General features: G+C 65.2%; 18 protein-coding genes and 1 other RNA gene. 12 read left to right on the top strand and 7 right to left on the bottom strand.

From position 1 onward, the window contains the following. Positions 1-945 carry a 2-hydroxyacid dehydrogenase gene (locus ACSVDO_RS18420; RefSeq protein WP_489593885.1) on the top strand — a complete coding sequence of 315 codons (945 nt, stop codon included), beginning with the start codon at positions 1-3 and terminating at the stop codon, positions 943-945. A gap of 63 nt (positions 946-1,008) precedes the next feature. Here the strand turns inward: ACSVDO_RS18420 and ACSVDO_RS18415 are convergent, their stop codons facing one another. Genes ACSVDO_RS18415 through ACSVDO_RS18405 form a run of 3 tightly spaced genes read right to left on the bottom strand, consistent with a single transcriptional unit; the run spans position 1,009 to position 3,909 of the window. Then, entirely contained in the window at positions 1,009-2,043 is a 1,035-nt protein-coding gene (locus tag ACSVDO_RS18415; protein ID WP_489593883.1) for a DctP family TRAP transporter solute-binding subunit, read from the bottom strand. A 31-nt stretch (positions 2,044-2,074) separates the two neighbouring features. Next, positions 2,075-3,373 (bottom strand): TRAP transporter large permease, encoded by a 1,299-nt coding sequence (locus ACSVDO_RS18410; RefSeq protein WP_332539984.1) that lies wholly within the window; start codon positions 3,371-3,373, stop codon positions 2,075-2,077. After that, positions 3,370-3,909 (bottom strand): TRAP transporter small permease, encoded by a 540-nt coding sequence (locus tag ACSVDO_RS18405; protein WP_489593882.1) that lies wholly within the window; start codon positions 3,907-3,909, stop codon positions 3,370-3,372. Before ACSVDO_RS18405 ends, ACSVDO_RS18410 begins: the two co-directional genes overlap by 4 nt. Positions 3,910-4,099: 190 nt before the next feature. Between ACSVDO_RS18405 and ACSVDO_RS18400 the strand changes: the two genes are divergently transcribed. The 9 genes from ACSVDO_RS18400 to htpX all read left to right on the top strand — a co-directional run bounded on the left by ACSVDO_RS18400 (position 4,100) and on the right by htpX (position 12,804). Then, entirely contained in the window at positions 4,100-5,041 is a 942-nt protein-coding gene (locus ACSVDO_RS18400) for a LysR substrate-binding domain-containing protein (protein WP_332539986.1), read from the top strand. Positions 5,042-5,272: 231 nt separating this feature from the next. After that, on the top strand, positions 5,273-6,172 hold the full coding sequence (locus tag ACSVDO_RS18395; RefSeq protein ID WP_332539988.1) for an amino acid ABC transporter substrate-binding protein: 900 nt from the start codon (positions 5,273-5,275) through the stop codon (positions 6,170-6,172). Between the two features lie 124 nt (positions 6,173-6,296). After that, entirely contained in the window at positions 6,297-7,052 is a 756-nt protein-coding gene (locus ACSVDO_RS18390) for an amino acid ABC transporter permease (protein ID WP_332539989.1), read from the top strand. A 2-nt stretch (positions 7,053-7,054) separates the two neighbouring features. Continuing rightward, positions 7,055-7,726, top strand: a complete 672-nt coding sequence (locus ACSVDO_RS18385; RefSeq protein ID WP_332539990.1) for an amino acid ABC transporter permease — start codon at positions 7,055-7,057, stop codon at positions 7,724-7,726. Between the two features lie 104 nt (positions 7,727-7,830). Then, a complete protein-coding gene (locus ACSVDO_RS18380; RefSeq protein WP_332539991.1) occupies positions 7,831-8,568 on the top strand; it encodes an amino acid ABC transporter ATP-binding protein in 738 nt (245 codons plus the stop codon). Positions 8,569-8,752: 184 nt separating this feature from the next. Next, positions 8,753-9,793 carry a dihydroorotase gene (pyrC, locus tag ACSVDO_RS18375; RefSeq protein ID WP_489593878.1) on the top strand — a complete coding sequence of 347 codons (1,041 nt, stop codon included), beginning with the start codon at positions 8,753-8,755 and terminating at the stop codon, positions 9,791-9,793. A 415-nt stretch (positions 9,794-10,208) separates the two neighbouring features. After that, positions 10,209-11,036 carry an NYN domain-containing protein gene (locus ACSVDO_RS18370; RefSeq protein WP_489593877.1) on the top strand — a complete coding sequence of 276 codons (828 nt, stop codon included), beginning with the start codon at positions 10,209-10,211 and terminating at the stop codon, positions 11,034-11,036. Continuing rightward, the gene (locus ACSVDO_RS18365) at positions 11,033-11,929 is read left to right on the top strand and encodes a DUF3025 domain-containing protein (RefSeq protein ID WP_489593875.1); all 897 of its coding nucleotides are present in this window, start codon (positions 11,033-11,035) and stop codon (positions 11,927-11,929) included. The genes ACSVDO_RS18370 and ACSVDO_RS18365 overlap by 4 nt, the downstream gene beginning before the upstream one ends. A 5-nt stretch (positions 11,930-11,934) precedes the next feature. Further along, positions 11,935-12,804, top strand: coding sequence for a protease HtpX (htpX, locus tag ACSVDO_RS18360; RefSeq protein ID WP_489593874.1), 870 nt, complete (start codon positions 11,935-11,937; stop codon positions 12,802-12,804). Positions 12,805-12,870: 66 nt separating this feature from the next. Here htpX and ACSVDO_RS18355 read toward each other — a convergent pair whose 3' ends face one another. Next, positions 12,871-13,434: a VUT family protein gene (locus tag ACSVDO_RS18355; protein ID WP_489593873.1), complete on the bottom strand. Its 564-nt coding sequence runs from the start codon at positions 13,432-13,434 to the stop codon at positions 12,871-12,873. A gap of 1 nt (position 13,435) precedes the next feature. Further along, entirely contained in the window at positions 13,436-15,223 is a 1,788-nt protein-coding gene (locus ACSVDO_RS18350; protein WP_489593871.1) for an NAD(P)/FAD-dependent oxidoreductase, read from the bottom strand. 243 nt (positions 15,224-15,466) lie between these two features. Here ACSVDO_RS18350 and ACSVDO_RS18345 point away from each other — a divergent pair, with 243 nt between their 5' ends. Further along, a complete protein-coding gene (locus ACSVDO_RS18345) occupies positions 15,467-15,685 on the top strand; it encodes a hypothetical protein (protein WP_332539591.1) in 219 nt (72 codons plus the stop codon). Positions 15,686-15,700: 15 nt separating this feature from the next. On the opposite strand, the gene ACSVDO_RS18340 is transcribed toward ACSVDO_RS18345, so the two are convergent. Continuing rightward, positions 15,701-17,542 (bottom strand): ABC transporter ATP-binding protein, encoded by a 1,842-nt coding sequence (locus ACSVDO_RS18340; protein WP_332539592.1) that lies wholly within the window; start codon positions 17,540-17,542, stop codon positions 15,701-15,703. Between the two features lie 151 nt (positions 17,543-17,693). Next, complete coding sequence (gene cysK, locus ACSVDO_RS18335) at positions 17,694-18,611, bottom strand: cysteine synthase A (RefSeq protein ID WP_489593869.1); 918 nt, start codon at positions 18,609-18,611, stop codon at positions 17,694-17,696. A gap of 118 nt (positions 18,612-18,729) precedes the next feature. Between cysK and rnpB the strand changes: the two genes are divergently transcribed. Beyond that, positions 18,730-19,060, top strand: an RNA gene (gene rnpB / locus ACSVDO_RS18330) — RNase P RNA component class A. Positions 19,061-19,225 lie beyond the last annotated feature (165 nt).

Below are 19,225 nucleotides of genomic sequence, written 5' to 3'. Positions count from 1 at the left end.
ATGAAACCTGTACTGCTTGCACTGAACCATCTTTCCCCCGCGCACCTGGACCAGCTGGCCGGGGCGTTTCCCACGCTGGAACTGGTCAACCAGCCCGATGTGACGAAGTGGGATGCGACCATTGCCGCGGTCGGCGCGCGCGTGCGGACGGTGCTGACGCTGGGCTCGTCGGGCCTGAGCGCGGCCCACATGCAGGCCATGCCGGGGATGACGCTGGTCAGCGCGCTGGGCGTGGGCTATGAAAACATCGATGTCGCGCATGCGCATGCCCAGGGCATCGCGGTGGCCAATGGCGCGGGCACCAACGACGAATGCGTGGCCGACCATGCGATGGGGCTGATGCTGGCTTCGCTGCGCGGCATCGTGCGCCTGGACCGTCTGACGCGCGCAGGCGTCTGGCGCACGGCGCTGGCGATTCCGCCGCATGTCTCGCACAAGCGCCTGGGCATCGTGGGCCTGGGCACCATAGGCGCGCGCATTGCCCAGCGCGCGCTGGGCTTCGAGATGGAAGTCGGCTATCACAACCGCCGCGCGCGCGACGGCGTGGCCTACCGCTACTTCGACGATCTGCTGGCGCTGGCGACCTGGGCCGATATCCTGCTGGTGGCGATTCCCGGCGGCGCCGCGACGCGTCATCTGGTGAATGCCCAAGTGCTCGATGCGCTCGGGCCGAACGGCCATCTCGTGAACATCGCGCGCGGCAGCGTGGTCGATACCGCGGCGCTGGCGGCAGCCATACGCGCGGGCCGAATCGCGGGCGCGGGGCTCGATGTCTACGAAAGCGAGCCGCTGCCGCCGGCCGAGCTGCTCGATCTCGATGCCGTAGTGCTCACGCCCCATGTGGGCGGCTGGTCGCCCGAAGCCGTGCAGGCGTCGATAGACCGCTTCGTGGCGAATCTGCGCTGCCATCTGGAAGGGCGGCCGCTGGTTTCGCCGGTGATATGAAGCACCCCCTGAGCCGCTGACGCGGCCTGGACACGCGTGCGGGCAGGGGGCGCGGTTGCTGGCTTACGGCTTGCGTGCCGCAATCGCCTTCTCGGCCTTGGCCACGAGATCATTGCCGATCTGGCCCTTCCACTTGTCATAGACCGGGCGCGTGGTCTTGACGAAGGCATCGCGCTCGGCCGGGCTCAACTGGGTCACGGTCACGCCCATGCCGGCGATTTCCTTGAGCACGGGCTTGTCGGCTTCGACCAGACCCTTGCGTGCAATGGCGATCTCCTGCTTGCCGGCGTCGAGCGCTGCCTGGCGCACGATGGCCTGGTCGGCCGGTGTCCACGAAGCCCAGATGTCCTTGTTGACGACGAACACCAGCGGGTCGGCCATGTAGCCCCAGGTGGTCACATATTTCTGGCCCACGGTGTGCATCTTCAGCACGGTGAACATGAACAGGGGATTTTCCTGGCCGTCGACCGCACCGCTGGCCAGCGCGGGCTGGGCGTCGGCCCAGCTCATCTGCGTGGGGTTGGCGCCCAGCGCGCTGAACATGTCGGAGAAGATAGGCGAGCCGACGACGCGGATCTTCAGGCCCTTGAGGTCTTCGGGCTTGCGGATCGCACGCTTGGAGTTGCTGACTTCACGGTAGCCGTTCTCGCCCCAGGCCAGCGGCACGACACCGGCCTTCTCGAGGTTCTTGAAGATTTCCTGGCCGACTTCGCCCTGCGTCAGCGCGTCCACGGCCGCGTAGTCGGGCATCAGGAACGGCAGCGAGAACAGGTTCAGCGACTTGACCTGGGGCGACCAGTTGATGGTCGAGCCCACGGCCATGTCGATCACGCCCTGGCGCAGCGCGCTGAATTCGCGCGTCTGGTCGCCCTGGATCAGCGAAACGCCGGGGTAGAGCTTGATGTTGATGCGCCCCTGGGTGCGCTCCTTGACCAGCTTGCCCCAGATTTCACCGGCCTGGCCCCAGGGCGATGGCGGGCCCAGCACCAGCGACATGCGGTACTCGCTCTTGTAGTTCTGGGCCAGCGCCGCGGGAGCGGTGAAGGCCAGGGCCGCGGCCGCGGCGACCGCAGTGGTCAGAAAGCTGCGCAGTTTCATTCTTTGTCTCCTAGGGGTTGTTATTGGGAACTCAGTAACCCAGCTTGTGGGGCAGCCAAAGGGCCAGTTGCGGGAAGGCGATCACCAGCAACATCACGACGAACATCGCCAGCAGCATGGGGCCGACCCAGCGCACGGTCGACTCCATGCGCACGCCCGCTATGCGGCACGAGACCATCAGGTTCACGGCCAGCGGCGGCGTGAACTGACCCAGCGCCACCTTGAGCGTCAGGATCACGCCGAACCAGACCGGGTCCCACTGGTAGTGCTGCATGATGGGCAGCAGCAGCGGCACGAAGATCAGGAACACCGAGATGCCGTCGAGGAACATGCCCACGGTGATCAACAGCAGGATCAGCAGCGCCAGCACGCCGTATTCGCCCAGGCCAGAGTTGACGATGGCGTTGGCGACCGGATCGATCACGCCCAGCGTCGACAGCGAGAACGCGAAGATGCCGGCCAGCGACACCACGAGCAGGATCACGGCCGACAGCTCGCCAGCTTCGCGCAGGATGGGAAACAGGTCGCGCACCGATATGGTGCGGTGTATCACCATGCCGACGAACAGTCCGTAGAACACCGCGACCACGGCGGCTTCGGTGGGCGTGAACCAGCCGGCGCGCATGCCGCCCAGGATCAGCACCGGTGCGGCCAGGCCCCAGGCGGCTTCGCGCAGGCTTTTCCAGAACTCGGGGCGCGGCAGCGTGGCTTCGAGCGCGCCCATCTTGTGGCGGCGCGACAGCCAAACGGCAGGAACGATCAGCGCGATGCCGGCGAGCACGCCCGGAATCATGCCGGCCGCGAACAGCGCGGGCACCGAAGCACCGGGCACCAGCACCGAGTAGATGATGAACGCGACCGAAGGCGGAATCAGGATGTCGGTGGCGGCGGCGGCGCCGACCACGCTGGCCGAGAACGAGCCAGGGTAGCCGGCGCGGCTCATCGCGGCGATCATCACTCCGCCCACGGCCGCGGCATTGGCCGGGCCCGAGCCCGAGATGCCGCCCAGGAACATCGCCACGGCAATCGCCACCAGGGGCAGCATGCCTGGGCCGCGGCCCACGATGGCGATCGCGAAGTTCACCAGCCGCAGCGCCACGCCCGAGCGGTCGAAGATAGAGCCCACGAGCACGAACATCGGAATCGCCAGCAGCGGGTACTTGCCCAGGCCGGCATAGAAATTCTGCGGCACGGCCAGCAGGCCGAACCACTGGGCGTCGGAGTTGGCCAGCGCGATGCAGGCTGCGCCCGCGAGGCCCAGAGCGGCGCCTATGGGAACGCCCGCGCTCATCAGCAGCACGAAGGCCACGAACAGCAGTGTGGCGATCATGGCTGGGGACCTGTGGTGTTGGCTGTGTCTTCTGCGGCGGCCTGCAGGCCCTGGCGGCGATAGAGGCCGAGCGCGCGCAGCACGATCAGCGCCGAGAACACCGGCAGCCACATCGAGTACCACCACTGCGGCACGCCTATGCCGGGCGAGGTTTCGTCAAAGCGGAAGTCGTCCCAGACCACGCGCAGGCTCAGCACCGCGATCAGGGTGAACAGCAGCGCGACCAGGACGGCGCCCAGGCGCGCGAGGCGCCGGCGGCGCTGGACCGAACCGCCATGGGAAAAATATTCAATGCGGATGTGCTGGTCGCGCGCCACGGCCGCCGAGCCCGCGACCATGGCCAGCAGGATCATCAGGAAGACCGAGATTTCTTCGGTCCAGGCAAAGGAGGAGTTGGTGAGGTAGCGCACCAGCACGTTGGCGAAAGTGATCAGCGCCAATGCGGCCATGATGATCACGGTGAGCCAGTCTTCGATGCGCAGGGAACGGGGAGGGGCCGACGCGTCGTGGTCGGGAGGCGATTGGTCAGAGGGCATGAGCGCGGGCAGTCAGGAAAACGCGTGACAACGGAGAAAAGACCTTCGCCGTGCCCGAGGGTGTTGTGTACCAGCGGGCCTGACGCGCGCCCGCCGGGTGAGGTGGGCAAACCATTATCTGGTCCGGTTTCGTCGCTGACCATGCGGGTTGCCCCGAGGCATGCGGCCTTGGCGCGCGGATAATGGCGAGATGGAAACCAAATGGCTAGAAGATTTTGTGAGCTTGGCTGAGACCCGCAGTTTCAGCCGCTCGGCGCAATTGCGGCATGTGACACAGCCCGCGTTTTCCCGCCGCATCCAGGCGCTGGAAGCCTGGGCCGGGACCGACCTGGTCGATCGCAGCTCCTACCCGACGCGGCTCACGCCCGCGGGCAAGACCATGTACGAGCAGGCGCTGGAGATGCTGCAGTCGCTGCAGAGCACGCGCAGCATGTTGCGCGCGCACGTCAGTGCGGGCAAGGGCATGATAGGTTTTGCGGTGCCGCACACGCTGGCCTTCACTTTTTTCCCCGCCTGGGTGTCGAACCTGCACGGACTGTTCGGGCCGTTCCGCAGCCGGTTGTTCGCGCTCAATGTGCACGATGCGGTGATGCGGCTGGTCGAAGGCGGCTGCGATCTGCTGATCGCCTACCACCACCCGTCCCAGCCTTTCCAGCTTGACCCCGATCGCTATGAAATGGTGAGTCTGGGGGAGGAAATCCTTGCGCCCTATGTCAAGCCCGATGCCCAGGGCAGGCCGCTGCATGTATTGCCTGGAACCCAGTCCCAGCCTCTGCCGTACCTGGGCTATGCCTCGGGCGCCTATCTGGGCCAGGTGACCGAGTTGATTCTCAAGCAGGCCGGCGAAGCCATCCATCTGGAGCGGGTATACGAAACCGACATGGCCGAAGGTCTCAAGGCCATGGCGCTCGAAGGCCATGGTGTCGCATTTTTGCCTTACAGCGCGGTGCGCAACGAACTGCAGTCCGGGCGCCTGGTCAGCGCCGAACCGCTGGGCGTGGAGTCCTTCCGTATGCCCATGGATGTGCGCGCTTACCGTCAGAAACCCACGGCCAAGGACGCACCCAAGGGTGTGGCGCAGAATCTCTGGGCGTTTTTGCTCGAGCACGGCAATACGCTGGAACTAGGGTAAGCCGGGGCGTCGTCGGGCCGCCCGGCCAGTAGCATGGAGCGTGGGCCCGATTTTTGCTAGGTGTTTACCCTGGAAGAACGGCGTTTACGCCTTGTTTGACATGGATCCTTGTGGGTTATAGCTATTGGTTTCTTGTGACAGTAGCAAAATGCCTCTAAAGTGAATTATTGAAACAAGCCCACGCGCGTTCCGGCGTTGCTTTTTTTATCCGCAGTCATCAGAGGAGAAGGTATGAAGAAACATTTGTTGGCAGTTGCCGTCATGGGTTTGCTCGCGGGCACGGTCATGGCTCAGACCAATGACACCCTGGCGAAAATCAAATCCTCGGGTTCGATCACGCTGGGCGTGCGCGAGTCTTCTGGCGCACTGGCCTATACCCTTGGTGACGGCAAGTATGTCGGCTTCCATACCGAAATGGCCGAACGCGTCGCGCGCGACCTGCAAAAGCAACTCGGCCTGACCAAGCTGGAAATCAAGTTCCAGCCCGTCACTTCGCAGAACCGCATCCCGCTGGTGACCAACGGCACCGTTGACCTCGAGTGCGGCTCGACCACCAACGACACCAACCGCCAGAAGGATGTCGACTTCGCCATGACCACCTACATGGAAGAAGTGCGCATTGCGGTGAAGGCCAACTCGGGCATCAACGCCATCAAGGACCTGAACGGCAAGGCCGTGGCGACGACCACGGGCACCACTTCGGTGCAGATCCTGCGCAAGAACGAACGCGCCCAGGGCATAGACTTCAAGGAAGTCATGGGCAAGGACCACGCCGACAGCTTCCTGCTGCTCGAAACGGGCCGCGCCGATGCGTTCGTGATGGACGGCTCCATCCTGGCCGGCAACATCTCCAAGTCCAAGAGCCCCAACGATTTCAAGATCGTCGGCGAAGTGCTGTCGGTCGAGCCCATTGCCTGCATGCTGCGCAAGAACGACACCGCTTTCCTGAAGGCCGTCGACACCAGCATCCAGCGCCAGGTCGCCGATGGCAGCCTGGAAAAGCTCTATGACAAGTGGTTCATGCAGCCCATCCCACCGGCAAACCAGAAGGTCGGCCTGCCGCTGTCCGATGCCACCAAGAACGCCTGGAAGAACCCCAACAACAAGCCCAAGGAAGCTTTCAACAAGTAAAGCCTTTTAGGCGATCGGGATGAAAACCCCCTTCTGGCTGGTCTCGGAGGGGGTTTTTTGTGTGGTGGAACAGGCGCGTTGCGCGTTCTTTTCGCCAGAGGTTTGAGGCAATAAAGGAAATCCTATGGCTTGGGATTGGCAGGTGTTCTGCGAGGACACGCTGGACCGCGTTGCGGTGCAGGGGTGCTTCGGCAAGGGCGGCGACATCACCTATATGGACTGGATGTTGTCTGCGTGGGGGTGGACGGTGTCCGTATCTCTGCTGGCGCTGTTGATAGCGCTGGTGGTCGGTGGAGTGATTGGCGTGCTGCGCACTTTGCCCAACAGCCCGTGGCTGGTGCGCTTCGGCAATGCCTGGGTTGAACTGTTTCGCAATATTCCGCTGCTGGTCCAGATCTTTCTCTGGTACCACGTGGTGCCCGCCTTCGTGCCGGCGATGAAGTCCGTGCCGGGCTTCGTGCTGGTGGTGCTGGCGCTGGGTATCTTCACCTCGTCGCGTATTGCCGAGCAGGTGCGCTCGGGTCTGCAGTCGCTGCCGCGTGGCCAGCGCTATGCGGGCATGGCCGTCGGTTTCACGACCTGGCAGACCTACCGCTATGTGCTGCTGCCGATGGCGCTGCGCATCATCATTCCGCCGCTGACCAGTGAGACGATGAACATCTTCAAGAACTCGTCGGTGGCCTTTGCCGTGTCGGTGACGGAGTTGACCATGTTTGCCATGCAGGCCCAGGAAGAGACCGGCCGCGGCGTCGAAGTCTATCTGGCCGTGACCGGCCTCTATGTCATCTCGGCGTTCGCCATCAACCGCATCATGGCCTGGATTGAAAAGCGCGCCCAGGTGCCCGGCATGGTTGCCGCTTCGAGTGCAGGAGGTCACTGATCATGGATCTGCACATCGACTTTGGTTTCTACAACTGGGACCTGGTGAGCAACTTCGTGCTCAAGGGTCTGTATTTCAGCCTGATGCTGACGGCCATCGCCACCGTGGGCGGCGTGCTGTTCGGCACGGTGCTGGCGCTGATGCGGCTGTCGGGCAAGAAGTGGCTGGTGCTGCCGGCGACGATCTACGTCAACGGCATGCGCTCCATTCCGCTGGTGATGGTGATCCTGTGGTTCTTCCTGCTGATGCCGGCCATCATCGGCCGCCCCATCGGCGCGGAGCTGTCGGCGATCATCACCTTCATCGCCTTCGAGGCCGCCTACTTCAGCGAGATCATGCGCGCCGGCATCCAGTCGATCGCGCGCGGTCAGGTGAATGCGGGCCAGGCGCTGGGCATGACCTACGGCCAGAACATGCGCCTGGTGGTGCTGCCGCAGGCCTTCCGCAACATGCTGCCGGTGCTGCTGACGCAGACCATCATCCTGTTCCAGGATACCTCGCTGGTCTACGCCATCGGCGCCTACGACATGCTCAAGGGCTTTGAAGTCGCGGGCAAGAACTACGGCCGACCGATCGAGGCCTATCTGGCCGCGGCCGTTGCCTATTTCGTGCTGTGCTACGCGCTGTCCTGGATGGTCAAGCGTCTGCACAAGAGAATCGCAATTATTAGATAACCCGCCGAGGCGCTGCGGGGCGACCCTTGGGGCCGTCCCGCACCTGGATCGCGCCAGTGGCGCAGCCGGGATGGATAACTGAATACGGATACGGAGAGCACCCAATGATTGAAATGAAGAACGTCTCCAAGTGGTATGGCAGCTTTCAGGTGCTGACCGACTGCTCGACCAGCATCAACAAAGGCGAGGTGGTGGTGGTGTGCGGCCCTTCGGGCTCGGGCAAGTCCACGCTGATCAAGACCATCAACGCGCTCGAGCCTTTCCAGAAGGGCGAGATCTTTGTCGATGGCACGGCCGTGCACGATCCCAAGACCAACCTGCCCAAGCTGCGCAGCCGCGTGGGCATGGTGTTCCAGCACTTCGAGCTGTTCCCCCATCTGTCGGTCACGGAAAACCTGACCATCGCCCAGGTCAAGGTGCTGGGCCGCAGCGCCGACGAAGCGCGCCAGCGCGGCCTGAAGATGCTCGACCGCGTGGGCCTGACGGCGCACAAGGACAAGTTCCCGGGACAGCTTTCGGGCGGCCAGCAGCAGCGCGTGGCGATCGCGCGCGCGCTGTCGATGGATCCCATCGTGATGCTGTTCGACGAGCCGACTTCGGCGCTGGACCCTGAAATGGTCGGCGAAGTGCTGGACGTGATGGTGGGCCTGGCGAATGAAGGCATGACCATGATGTGCGTGACGCATGAAATGGGCTTTGCGCGCAAGGTCGCCAGCCGCGTGATCTTCATGGACGTGGGCGGCAAGATCCTCGAGGACTGCTCCAGCGATGAATTCTTCAAGAATCCCGAAGCGCGCCAACCGCGCACCAAGGAGTTCCTGAACAAGATCCTGCAACACTAGCCCCCCTGAGCGGCTGTCGCCGCTTCCCCCCCCTAAGCGGGGACGACAGCCTCGCTGCGGGGCGGCCCTTGCTCGCTGTCCCCGTGCTGGGGCGCGCCAGTTGCATGGGTTGTCAGCGATGTGAGCGCTGAAAGGGACCCGGGGAGTTGTAGGCCAGGGCAGGGGAGTGGGACAATACCGCTCCATGACCGCCCCACTCGACACCCTCACCATCACCCGCCCCGACGACTGGCATCTGCATGTGCGCGACGGCGAAGCCCTGCGCACCGTCGTGCCGCACACGGCTGCCCAGTTCGGCCGGGCGATCATCATGCCCAATCTCAAGCCGCCGGTCACGACGGCAGAGCAGGCCCTGGCCTACCGCGAGCGCATTCTCGCTGCCGTGCCCGAAGGTGTGGCTTTCGAGCCGCTGATGACGCTGTACCTCACCGACAACATCCCGGCCGAGGAAATCGTGCGCGCCAAGGCCGCGGGCGTGGTGGCGCTTAAGCTGTATCCCGCTGGTGCGACAACCAACAGCGATGCCGGCGTGACCGACATGCGCAAGACCTATGCGACGCTTGAAGCCATGCAGCGCGCCGGCCTGCTGCTGCTGGTGCACGGTGAAGTCACGGGCAGCGAGGTCGATCTGTTCGACCGCGAGGCGGCGTTCATCGACCAGCAGCTGATTCCGCTGCGCCGCGATTTCCCCGAACTGAAGATCGTCTTCGAGCACATCACCACGCGCGAGGCCGCCCAATACGTGACCGAGTCCGACCGCTTCGTGGGCGCGACCATCACGCCCCAGCATCTGCTGTTCAACCGCAACGCGATCTTCACGGGCGGCATACGCCCGCACTACTACTGCCTGCCCGTGCTCAAGCGCGAGACCCACCGCCTGGCGCTGGTCGAGGCGGCAACCAGCGGCAACGCCAAGTTCTTCCTGGGCACGGACAGCGCGCCGCACGCGGCCCACCTCAAGGAGCACGCCACCGGCTGCGCGGGCTGCTACAGCGCGCACGCGGCCATCGAGATGTATGCCGAGGCCTTCGACAACGCGGGCGCGCTCGACAAGCTCGAAGCCTTTGCCAGCTTCAACGGCCCCGACTTCTACAACCTGCCGCGCAACACCGACACCATCACGCTGCGCCGCGAATCGTGGACTCCGCCCGAAAGCTTTGCCTTCGGCGAAGCCCGGCTCAAGCCGCTGCGCTCGGGTGAAGCGCTGCCGTGGAAGATGGTTTAAGTACTTAAACAAACTAACGCACTCCCGTTTCGTCACGACGCTACCAAGGAGTTCCCCCTTCTGGCTGCGCCTGGCGCGCACAGGGGCCGGGCTGGTCGGTGTGCCGAAGGACACACCGACTTCGTCATCTGACTCACCGCAGTTGTTCGAGCGAAGCGGCGTAGCCGCGTAGCGAGTTCTGCGGTGCAGCCCGGCCCCGAGCACGGCAGGTTGCCCGGAGCGAAGCGCAGGGTCGCAGACAGCAGGGGCGCTTTCTTTTGCTTCGTTTTCTTGTGCGTACAAGAAAATGAAGTCGGCTGCCGGGCCGAGACCCGGCCTCGAAAAGCAAGGGCGCAGCAGCCGTATCCACTGGGGGGGAAGGCACGTTGCAGGCGATGGTGTAGTCTGCATCCTGTATGCCCACCAAGGAGTGCCCATGCTCGCTGAGTCCCCCCTGCGCATTGCGCTGCTGATCGACGCCGACAATGCGCCCGCCGAGAAGCTCGATGAAATCCTCACCGAGCTGTCGACGCTGGGCGTGATCAACATCCGCCGCGCCTATGGCAACTGGACCAAGGCCGGTCTGCAGGGCTGGCAGTCGCGGTTGCTCGAGTTCGCGCTGCGGCCCATGCAGCAGTTCGACTATTCCAAGCGCAAGAACGCCACCGACATGGCGATGACCGTTGATGCCATGGAGCTGCTCTATACCGAGCGGCCAGACGCATTCGGCATCGTGTCGTCGGACGCCGACTTCACGCCGCTGGTCATGCACCTGCGCGCCAAGGGCGCGGCGGTCTATGGCTTTGGCGCGCAGCAGACGCCGCTGCCTTTCGTCAACGCCTGTTCGCGCTTTCTCTATCTCGAAGCGCTGGGCCAGGGCCCGATAGAGCATGCTGCGGGCGAAGAAGCCGGCGAAGCGGCGGCACCCGCCGCGGTGCCGGCCATTCCTCCTCTGATCGTGCCGGGCGAGGCCGCGCCGCCCGCGCGCCCGGCCACGCTGCGCGTGCCTTCGCAGCAGCTGCGCCAGGACCGCCAGCTGCTGGCACTGCTGCGCGACGCCGTCAATGCCACGCAGGACGAGCAGGGCTGGGCGCGCGTCGGCGCCGTGGGCACGCAGATCGGCAACAAGGCTTCGTTTGACGCGCGCAACTACGGCTATGCCTCGCTGACCAAGCTGCTGGCCGCGACCCAGGCGTTCGAGATGCGCGACGAAGGCACGTCGCGCGTCGCGGTGCGCGACAAGCGTCAGGCGCGGGTGCTGTGAATCCCTTGTCCGCCCATAGCGACTGGCAGGCGGTCGACTGGGCCGCGCCCTGGCTGCAAAGCCTGCGCGCCGTTGCCCAGCCCATCTGGCAGCGCATTGCCGACGGCGCGAGCGTGCCCGACGCGGTCAATGCGGGCCTCGCGGCACTGCAGGCCGGTGGCCGGCTCGCTGAACTGGCGGGCTGGCGCTTCGTGCCGCAGGAACAGTTGCCGGCCGGAACGGCCTACGAGGCCTTCATTCACCGCGAGCATGCCGTGCCCACGCGCTGCAATCTGCACGACTTCTTCAACGCCATGGTCTGGCTGCATTACCCGCAGCTCAAGCGCCAGCTCAATGTCCTGCAGGCGCAGCAGATTGCCCAGGCGGGCGTGGGCGCGCGGCGCGGGCCGGTGCGCGACGCCGCCACGCTGCTGGACGAGAACGGCGCGCTGCTGCTGGCGCCGCCCGCGCTGCAACAGGCCTTGCGCGCGCGCGACTGGCTGCAGCTGGGCGTGCACGGGCGCGATCTGTGGCAGCAGGCGCGGCTGCTGCCGCTGGGCCACGCGCTGCTGGAAAAGCTGGTGCAGCCGCGCAAGTCGATCACCGCCCATGTGCTGTGCCTGGCGCCCGCGATCGCGGGGCCCGATGTCGACGCGGCGCTGGCGCGCCAGTGCAGCGCGCAATGGCTGGCGCAAAAGCCGTTTAGTCCTTTGCCGGTGCTGGGCGTGCCTGGCTGGTGGGAGGGCAACAAGGAGGTTTGCTTTTATGATGATCCTTTTGTGTTTCGCAGCGCCCGGCCTGATAAGCCCATACAACAGACAGACGACGCGCCGCGTGACTTGAACCCTGCGTCCCGCGCCCCCAGATGGGGTGGTGCGGTGAATGCGCCGCTTTCCCTCCTTATGGAGAATTAATCCCGATGAAACGAATTGCCCTTTTTCTATTGACCAACATTGCCGTCGTGGCGGTATTGGGCATTGTCGCCAGCCTGCTGGGCGTCAACCGCTTCCTCACATCCAATGGGCTCAACCTCGGCGCGCTGCTGGGCTTTGCCTTCATCATGGGCTTTGGCGGCGCGATCATCTCGCTGCTGATCAGCAAGCCCATGGCCAAGTGGACTTCGGGCGTGCACGTGATCAACGAGCCGCGCAATGCCGATGAAGCCTGGATCGTCAACACCGTGCGCGGCTTTGCCGACAAGGCCGGAATCGGCATGCCCGAAGTCGGCATCTACGAAGGCGAGCCCAATGCGTTTGCGACCGGCGCGTTCAAGAACTCGGCGCTGGTCGCGGTGTCCACGGGCCTGCTGTCGGGCATGACGCGCGAGGAAGTCGAGGCCGTGATCGGCCATGAAGTGGCCCACATCGCCAACGGCGACATGGTCACCATGACGCTGATCCAGGGCGTGATGAACACTTTCGTTGTGTTCCTGTCGCGCGTCATCGGCTACGCGGTCGACAGCTTTCTGCGCAAGAACGATTCCGAAAGCTCGGGTCCCGGCATTGGCTACTACGTGACCACCATCGTGCTTGATATCCTGCTGGGCTTTGTCGCCGCAATGATCGTCGCCTGGTTCAGCCGCCAGCGCGAATTCCGCGCCGACGCCGGCGCCGCCCAGCTGATGGGCCGCAAGCAGCCGATGATCAACGCCCTGGCCCGTCTGGGCGGAATGCACCCCGGCGAGCTGCCCAAGAGCGTGGCCGCGATGGGCATCACGGGCAATATCGGCAAGCTGTTCTCCACCCATCCACCGATGGAAGAGCGCATTGCCGCGCTGCAGCGCGGTTGAGTGATGGGGTCTCAGGCCCCAGGCGACAGATCGAAGCCCGCGTTGCACGACGCGGGCTTTTTTTCTTCAGTGCTTGCCCTGAGCCTGTCGATGCGCAGCCCTGCGCCCTATCCACAGCCGGAACGGCAGCAGCAGCGACACCCCCATTGCCAGCTTCACGCCCAGATCGCCAATCGCCCAGGTGACCCAGGGCAGGTCTTCGCCCGCAAAGGCAATGCTCCAGAACACGGCGGTGTCGAGCACGGCGGCCAGCAGCGTCGCCACCAGCGGCGCGCGCCACCAGCGCCCTTGGCGCAGGCGGTCAAAGACATGGATGTCGAGCAGCTGCGAACACGCAAACGCCAGGCCCGAGGCCGCCGCAATGCGCGCCGGTGCCAGCAGCAGCGAGGCGGCGACCGCGACCGCAAAGCCCACGTAGGCAATGCGCCGCGCATGCGCCGGGCCATGGGCGCGGTTGGCGAGTTCGCTGACCAGGAAGGCAAACGGGTAGGTGATCGCCCCCCAGGTCAGCCAGTCGTTGATCGCGTACTGCACCAGGATGTTGGAGGCCAGCACCACGGCCGCCATGGCCAGCGCGCCCTGGGCCAGCGCGCGCCGCGTGGGCACGGCGAAAGTCATGGCCGCCGACATTTCAGCGGCGGCTGGCGGGTACGGGCAGGCCCAGGATCTGCCGCGCCACGGCCTCGGCAACGCGTATGCCGTCGACGCCGGCCGACAGGATGCCGCCCGCATAGCTCGCGCCTTCGCCCGCAGGGTACAGGCCGCGCGTGTTGAGGCTCTGGTAGCTGTCGTCGCGGCCCATCTTCAGCGGCGACGAAGTGCGCGTTTCCACGCCCGTGAGCAGTGCGTCGGCCATGTCGTAGCCGCGGATCTTCTTGCCGAAAGCGGGCAGGGCTTCGCGCATGGCTTCAATCGCATAGGTGGGCAGCGCCGCCTGCAGATCGATCAGGCTCACGCCGGGCTTGTACGAAGGCTCGACTTCGCCCAGCGCCGTCGACGGCTGGCCGGCGAGAAAGTCTTCCACGCGCTGCGCCGGGGCGTTGTAGTTGCTGCCGCCCAGTACATAGGCGCGCGACTCGAGCTGGCGCTGGAGGACGATGCCCGACAGCGGGTGGAACTCGCCTTCGGCGAGGTTTTCCACGCCATAGGTCTGGCCGTCAAAGGCCGCGGCAAAGGCCTCGGCGCTGCGCGGATAGTCGGGCGGATCGATGGCCACGACCATGCCCGCGTTGGCATTGCGCTCGTTGCGCGAGTACTGGCTCATGCCGTTGGTCACCACGCGTTCGGGCTCGCTGGTCGCGGCAACCACGGTGCCGCCGGGGCACATGCAGAAGCTGTAGACCGCGCGGCCGTTGGCCGCGTGGTGCACCAGCTTGTAGTCGGCCGCGCCCAGCAGCGGGTGGCCCGCATGCCGGCCCCAGCGCGCGCGGTCGATCACGCTTTGCGGGTGCTCGATGCGAAAGCCTATGGAGAACGGCTTGGCTTCCATGCTCACGCCGCGCTCATAGAGCCGGGCAAAGGTGTCGCGCGCGCTGTGGCCCAGCGCGATCACGACCTGCGAGGCCGCGAGTTCGCTGCAGGTGTCAGTGGCCAGGTCGCGCACCACCAGGCCGCGCACGCGGCGCTGGCGGCGCATGTCGGCGTCTTCATGGCCGTCCTCGTTGTCGAACAGCAGGTCTTCGACGCGCTGGCCGAAGCGCACTTCACCGCCCAGGGCAATGATTTGCGCGCGGATGTTCTCGACCACCTTGACCAGCTTGAAGGTGCCTATGTGCGGGTGGGCCGCGTAGAGGATTTCGGGCGGGGCGCCGGCATCGACAAACTCCTGCATGACCTTGCGGCCCAGGTGGCGCGGGTCCTTGATCTGGCTGTAGAGCTTGCCGTCGGAAAACGTGCCCGCGCCGCCTTCGCCGAACTGCACGTTCGACTCGGGAGTGAGCGTGCGCTTGCGCCACAAACCCCAGGTGTCCTGCGTGCGTTCGCGCACTTCCTTGCCGCGTTCGAGCACGATGGGCCTGAAACCCATCTGCGCCAGCGCCAGCGCCGCGAAGATGCCGCAGGGGCCGAAGCCGACGACGACCGGGCGCTGCGCCAGTTCGGCCGGCGCCTGGCCCACGGGCTTCCAGGCCATGTCGGGCGTGGGATTCACATGCGGGTGTGACTCGAACTGCGCGAGCAGCGCGGCTTCCTGCGCGGGATCGGCGAGCTCGAGATCGACGATATAGACCGCCTGCAGGTCGGCCTTGCGCGCGTCGAAGCTGCGCTTGAACACCTGCAGCGCGCCGAGTTCGGCGGGCGCAATGCCCAGCAGCTGCGCCGCAAGCGTGCGCAGCCTTGCCTCGGGATGGAATTCAGTGTGGTTCTCGGGATCGAAAGTGATCGCCGACAGTGGGAGTTTGAGTTCTGCAATACGTATCATGGCTCGGGTCTATCAAGCAAGCCGGCGATGGTAAGGCAAATGCGTCAATTGCCGCACCCGCGGCCGCGCCGACCCTCGCTGACGGCAGGATTAGGATGTCGGCAGCAAAGATTTACATCGTTTGCACGCCTTCCAGGTCTTCGTTCCTGGAATTTACGTGAATTACAGGGGCTGCGGTATTCCCGCGAACCAACAGACGCGCATGCTGGAAAGGCCGGTTCAGCCGGACCCAGAAAGGCATATATGACGCGCAATCACTTGGGAATCGTCGCGGCGGTGCTGGTCGCCGCTTTCAGCTTGCTGGCCTGCACGCTGCCCGCGCCCGCGCGCGAGGGCGGCTCGGGCGGGGCAATGTCCATGGCTCCCGGCCATGGATCCGAAGGCTATCAGGGGCGCGCGCCGTATGGCGCCGACCCCGATGCCCATTTCCATCGCCTGGAGTCGGTGGGGAATCTTCCATGACGCAGGGCGCGGCATTTACAGAGGGCCGTCCATGGGCTCGCCCAGGAAGCCACCGCTCTGGTGGGCCCACAGCCGCGCGTAGACGCCGCCGAGCTGCAGCAGCTGCTGGTGCGTGCCTTCTTCCACGATGCGGCCCTTGTCCATGACGATCAGCCGGTCCATCGCGGCAATCGTCGACAGCCGGTGGGCAATGGCGATCACGGTCTTGCCTTCCATGACCTTGTAGAGGCTTTCCTGGATCGCGGCCTCGACTTCGGAGTCGAGCGCGCTGGTGGCTTCGTCGAGCAGCAGGATGGGCGCGTTCTTGAGCATCACGCGCGCGATCGCCACGCGCTGGCGCTGGCCGCCCGAGAGCTTGACGCCGCGCTCTCCCACCTGCGCGTCCAGGCCCTGGTGGCCATGGCGGTCGTTGAGCTGGGCAATGAAGTCGGCGGCTTCGGCGCGCGCGATCGCGGCCTGCAGATCGGCCTCGCTGGCGTCGGGCCGGCCGTAGAGGATGTTGTCGCGCATCGAGCGGTGCAGCAGCGAGGTGTCCTGGGTGACCATGCCGATGGCCTGGCGCAGGCTGTCCTGCGTGACCTGGGAGATGTCCTGGCCGTCGATCAGTATGCGGCCCGAGCGCAGGTCGTGAAAGCGCAGCAGCAGGTTGACCAGGGTCGACTTGCCCGCGCCCGAGCGGCCGATCAGGCCTATGCGTTCGCCGGGGCGTATCGTGAGATTCAGGTGCTCCATCACCGCCTTGCCGTCGCGGTAGCCGAACGACACGTCGTCAAACACCACTTCGCCGCGCGCCACCTGCAGCGGCCGCGCCTGGGGCGCATCGAGCACCGTGGGCGGGTGGGTCAGCGTGTTGATGCCGTCCTGGATGGTGCCCACGCTTTCAAACAGGCTGGTCATCTCCCACATCACCCAGCGCGCATGGCCCGAGATGCGCAGCGCCATGGCGGTGACGGCCGCGACCGCGCCCGCGCCTACCTGACCCTGCATCCACAGCCACAGCGCCAGGCCGCTGCTGCCCAGGATCAGCAGCACGATCAGCACATGGTTGACGATTTCAAACTGGCTCACCAGCCGCATCTGCGCATTGCCCGTGAGGCGGAAGGCCTCCATTGCCGAGCGTGCGAACTCGGCTTCGCGGCGGGTGTGCGCAAACAGCTTGACGGTGGCGATGTTGGTATAGGCGTCGGTGATGCGGCCGGTCATCTGCGAACGCGCGTCGGCCTGGGCCTTGCCCACGGCGCCCAGGCGCGGAACGAAATAGCAGCAGGCGGCAATGTAGGCTGCGGTCCACAGCAGCAGCGGCACCAGCAGCCAGGTGTCGAAGCCCGCGGCCAGCACCATCATGGTCACGAGATAGACCGTCATGCCGACGACGATGTCGGTGGTGGTGAAGATCATGTCGCGCACCGCCAGCGCGGTCTGCATGATCTTGGTGGTGATGCGCCCGGCGAACTCGTCGGCGTAGAACGCCATGCTCTGGCCCAGCATCAGCCGGTGGAAGTTCCAGCGCAGGCGCAGCGGGAAGTTGATTGCCAGCACCTGGTGCTTGACCATGGTCTGCAGGGCGATCAGGCCTATGCTCAGCACCATGATCGCCACCAGGCCCCACAGCGCGTCGCCTTGTTCGGCCAGCAGATTGGCGGGCTCGACGCGCGTGAGCCAGTCGACGACGCGGCCCATGACGGCAAACAGCCAGGCTTCGTAGGCCGCCGTCACCGCCGCGAGCAGCGCCATGCCAAGCACATAGCCGCGCAGGCCCTGGGTGCAGGCCCAGACGAAAGCCAGGAAACCGCGCGGCAAAGCCGCGGGTTCGGTTGCTGGGTAGGGGGGAATGCGTTTTTCGAAGAATCCGTACAAGTTCAGTCCCTTTGTTGACCTCAGATGTTAGGCCGTGGGACTGCTTCTTGGCGCGCTGCTCGGTTATTCCCTGCGCAGCGCAGGTGTTGGTCACAGCGAAATAGAAAACACCGCCGAAGCGGTGTCGTGGTGGCGATGCCCGGACCGGAGATCAGGTGGGCAGGAAGCCTTCGACCGACAGATAGCGTTCGCCGGTGTCGTAGGAGAAGCCGAGCACGCGGCTGCCGGCAGGCAGCTCGGGCAGCTTCTGGGCAATGGCCGCCAGCGTCGCGCCCGACGAGATGCCGACCAGCGTGCCTTCCTCGCGCGCCGCGCGGCGCGCGTATTCGCGCGCGGGTTCGGCTTCGACCTGGATCACGCCGTCGAGCAGGCTGGTGTCGAGGTTCTTGGGAATGAAGCCCGCGCCAATGCCCTGGATGGGGTGGGGCGCGGGGGCGCCGCCCGAGATCACGGGCGAGGCCGCGGGCTCGACCGCAAACACCTTGAGATTGGGGAACTTGGCCTTGAGCTGGCGCGCGACACCCGTGAGGTGGCCGCCGGTGCCCACGCCCGTGATCAGCACGTCGAGGCCGTCGGGGAAGTCGGCGATGATTTCCTGCGCCGTCGTGCGCTCGTGCACTTCGACATTGGCCGGGTTCTCGAACTGCTGGGGAATCCACGAGCCGGGCGTCTGCGCGGCAAGTTCCTCGGCGCGGGCAATCGCGCCCTTCATGCCCTTTTCCTTGGGCGTGAGGTCGAAGCTCGCGCCATAGGCGAGCATCAGGCGGCGACGCTCGATGGACATGCTGTCGGGCATCACCAGGATCAGCTTGTAGCCCTTGACGGCCGCGACCAGGGCCAGGCCCACGCCGGTGTTGCCGCTGGTGGGCTCGATGATGGTGCCGCCGGGCTGCAGGCGGCCGGATTTCTCCGCGTCCTCGATCATCGCCAGCGCGATGCGGTCCTTGATCGAGCCACCGGGATTGCTGCGCTCGGACTTGATCCACACCTGTGCGGCCGCGCCAAACAGGCGGTTCACGCGCACATGGGGGGTGTTACCGATGGTTTGCAGAATGCTGTCGACTTTCATGGCATCTCCTTGGCGATGGCTTGTGTAGATCGCACATTCTGGCGCAGTTGATCTGCGTTCTGGGCATATTCTTATGCCTTGGTCGCAGGGCATTGCGACTGGGCGATAATCGCGGCGTGAAGTTCACCAGACCGCCGCTGGTGCTAGTGCCGAAAGGCCGCACTGGAGGAACGTCCGGACTGCATAGGGCAGCGTAGCAGCTAACGGCTGTCCACCGTGAGGTGAGGATCAGAGCAACAGAGACGAGCCGCTTTAGTGCGGGTGAAACGGGCAATCTCTACGCGCAGCAATACCAAGTAGGCACACGTTGACGGGGCCCCCGGAGTGTGCGGGTAGGTAGCATCGAGCTGGTTGGGCGACCACCAGCCAAGAGTAATGGCGGTCACGCAGCCGGTTTTCGCAAGAGAGCCGGCGGTGCACAGAATCCGGCTTATCGGTGGACTTCACACTTTTCATGCAAAAAGCGCCTGGCTTTCGGTCAGGCGCTTTTTCTTTTTGTGGGGGGGCGGCTCAACGGTTCATGGCGAGCCTGCGCCTGTCCGGTTCGTCGTGAGCCTGGCCAGGCGCCCCCGTAGCACCATGAACGGCCCATCCCCATGACCAGAGCGCAGGCC

Source organism: Comamonas sp. DB36, assembly GCF_057914905.1.
The sequence above is the reverse complement of the archived record's forward strand: the minus strand, read 5'-3'. Positions and strand labels throughout refer to the sequence as shown.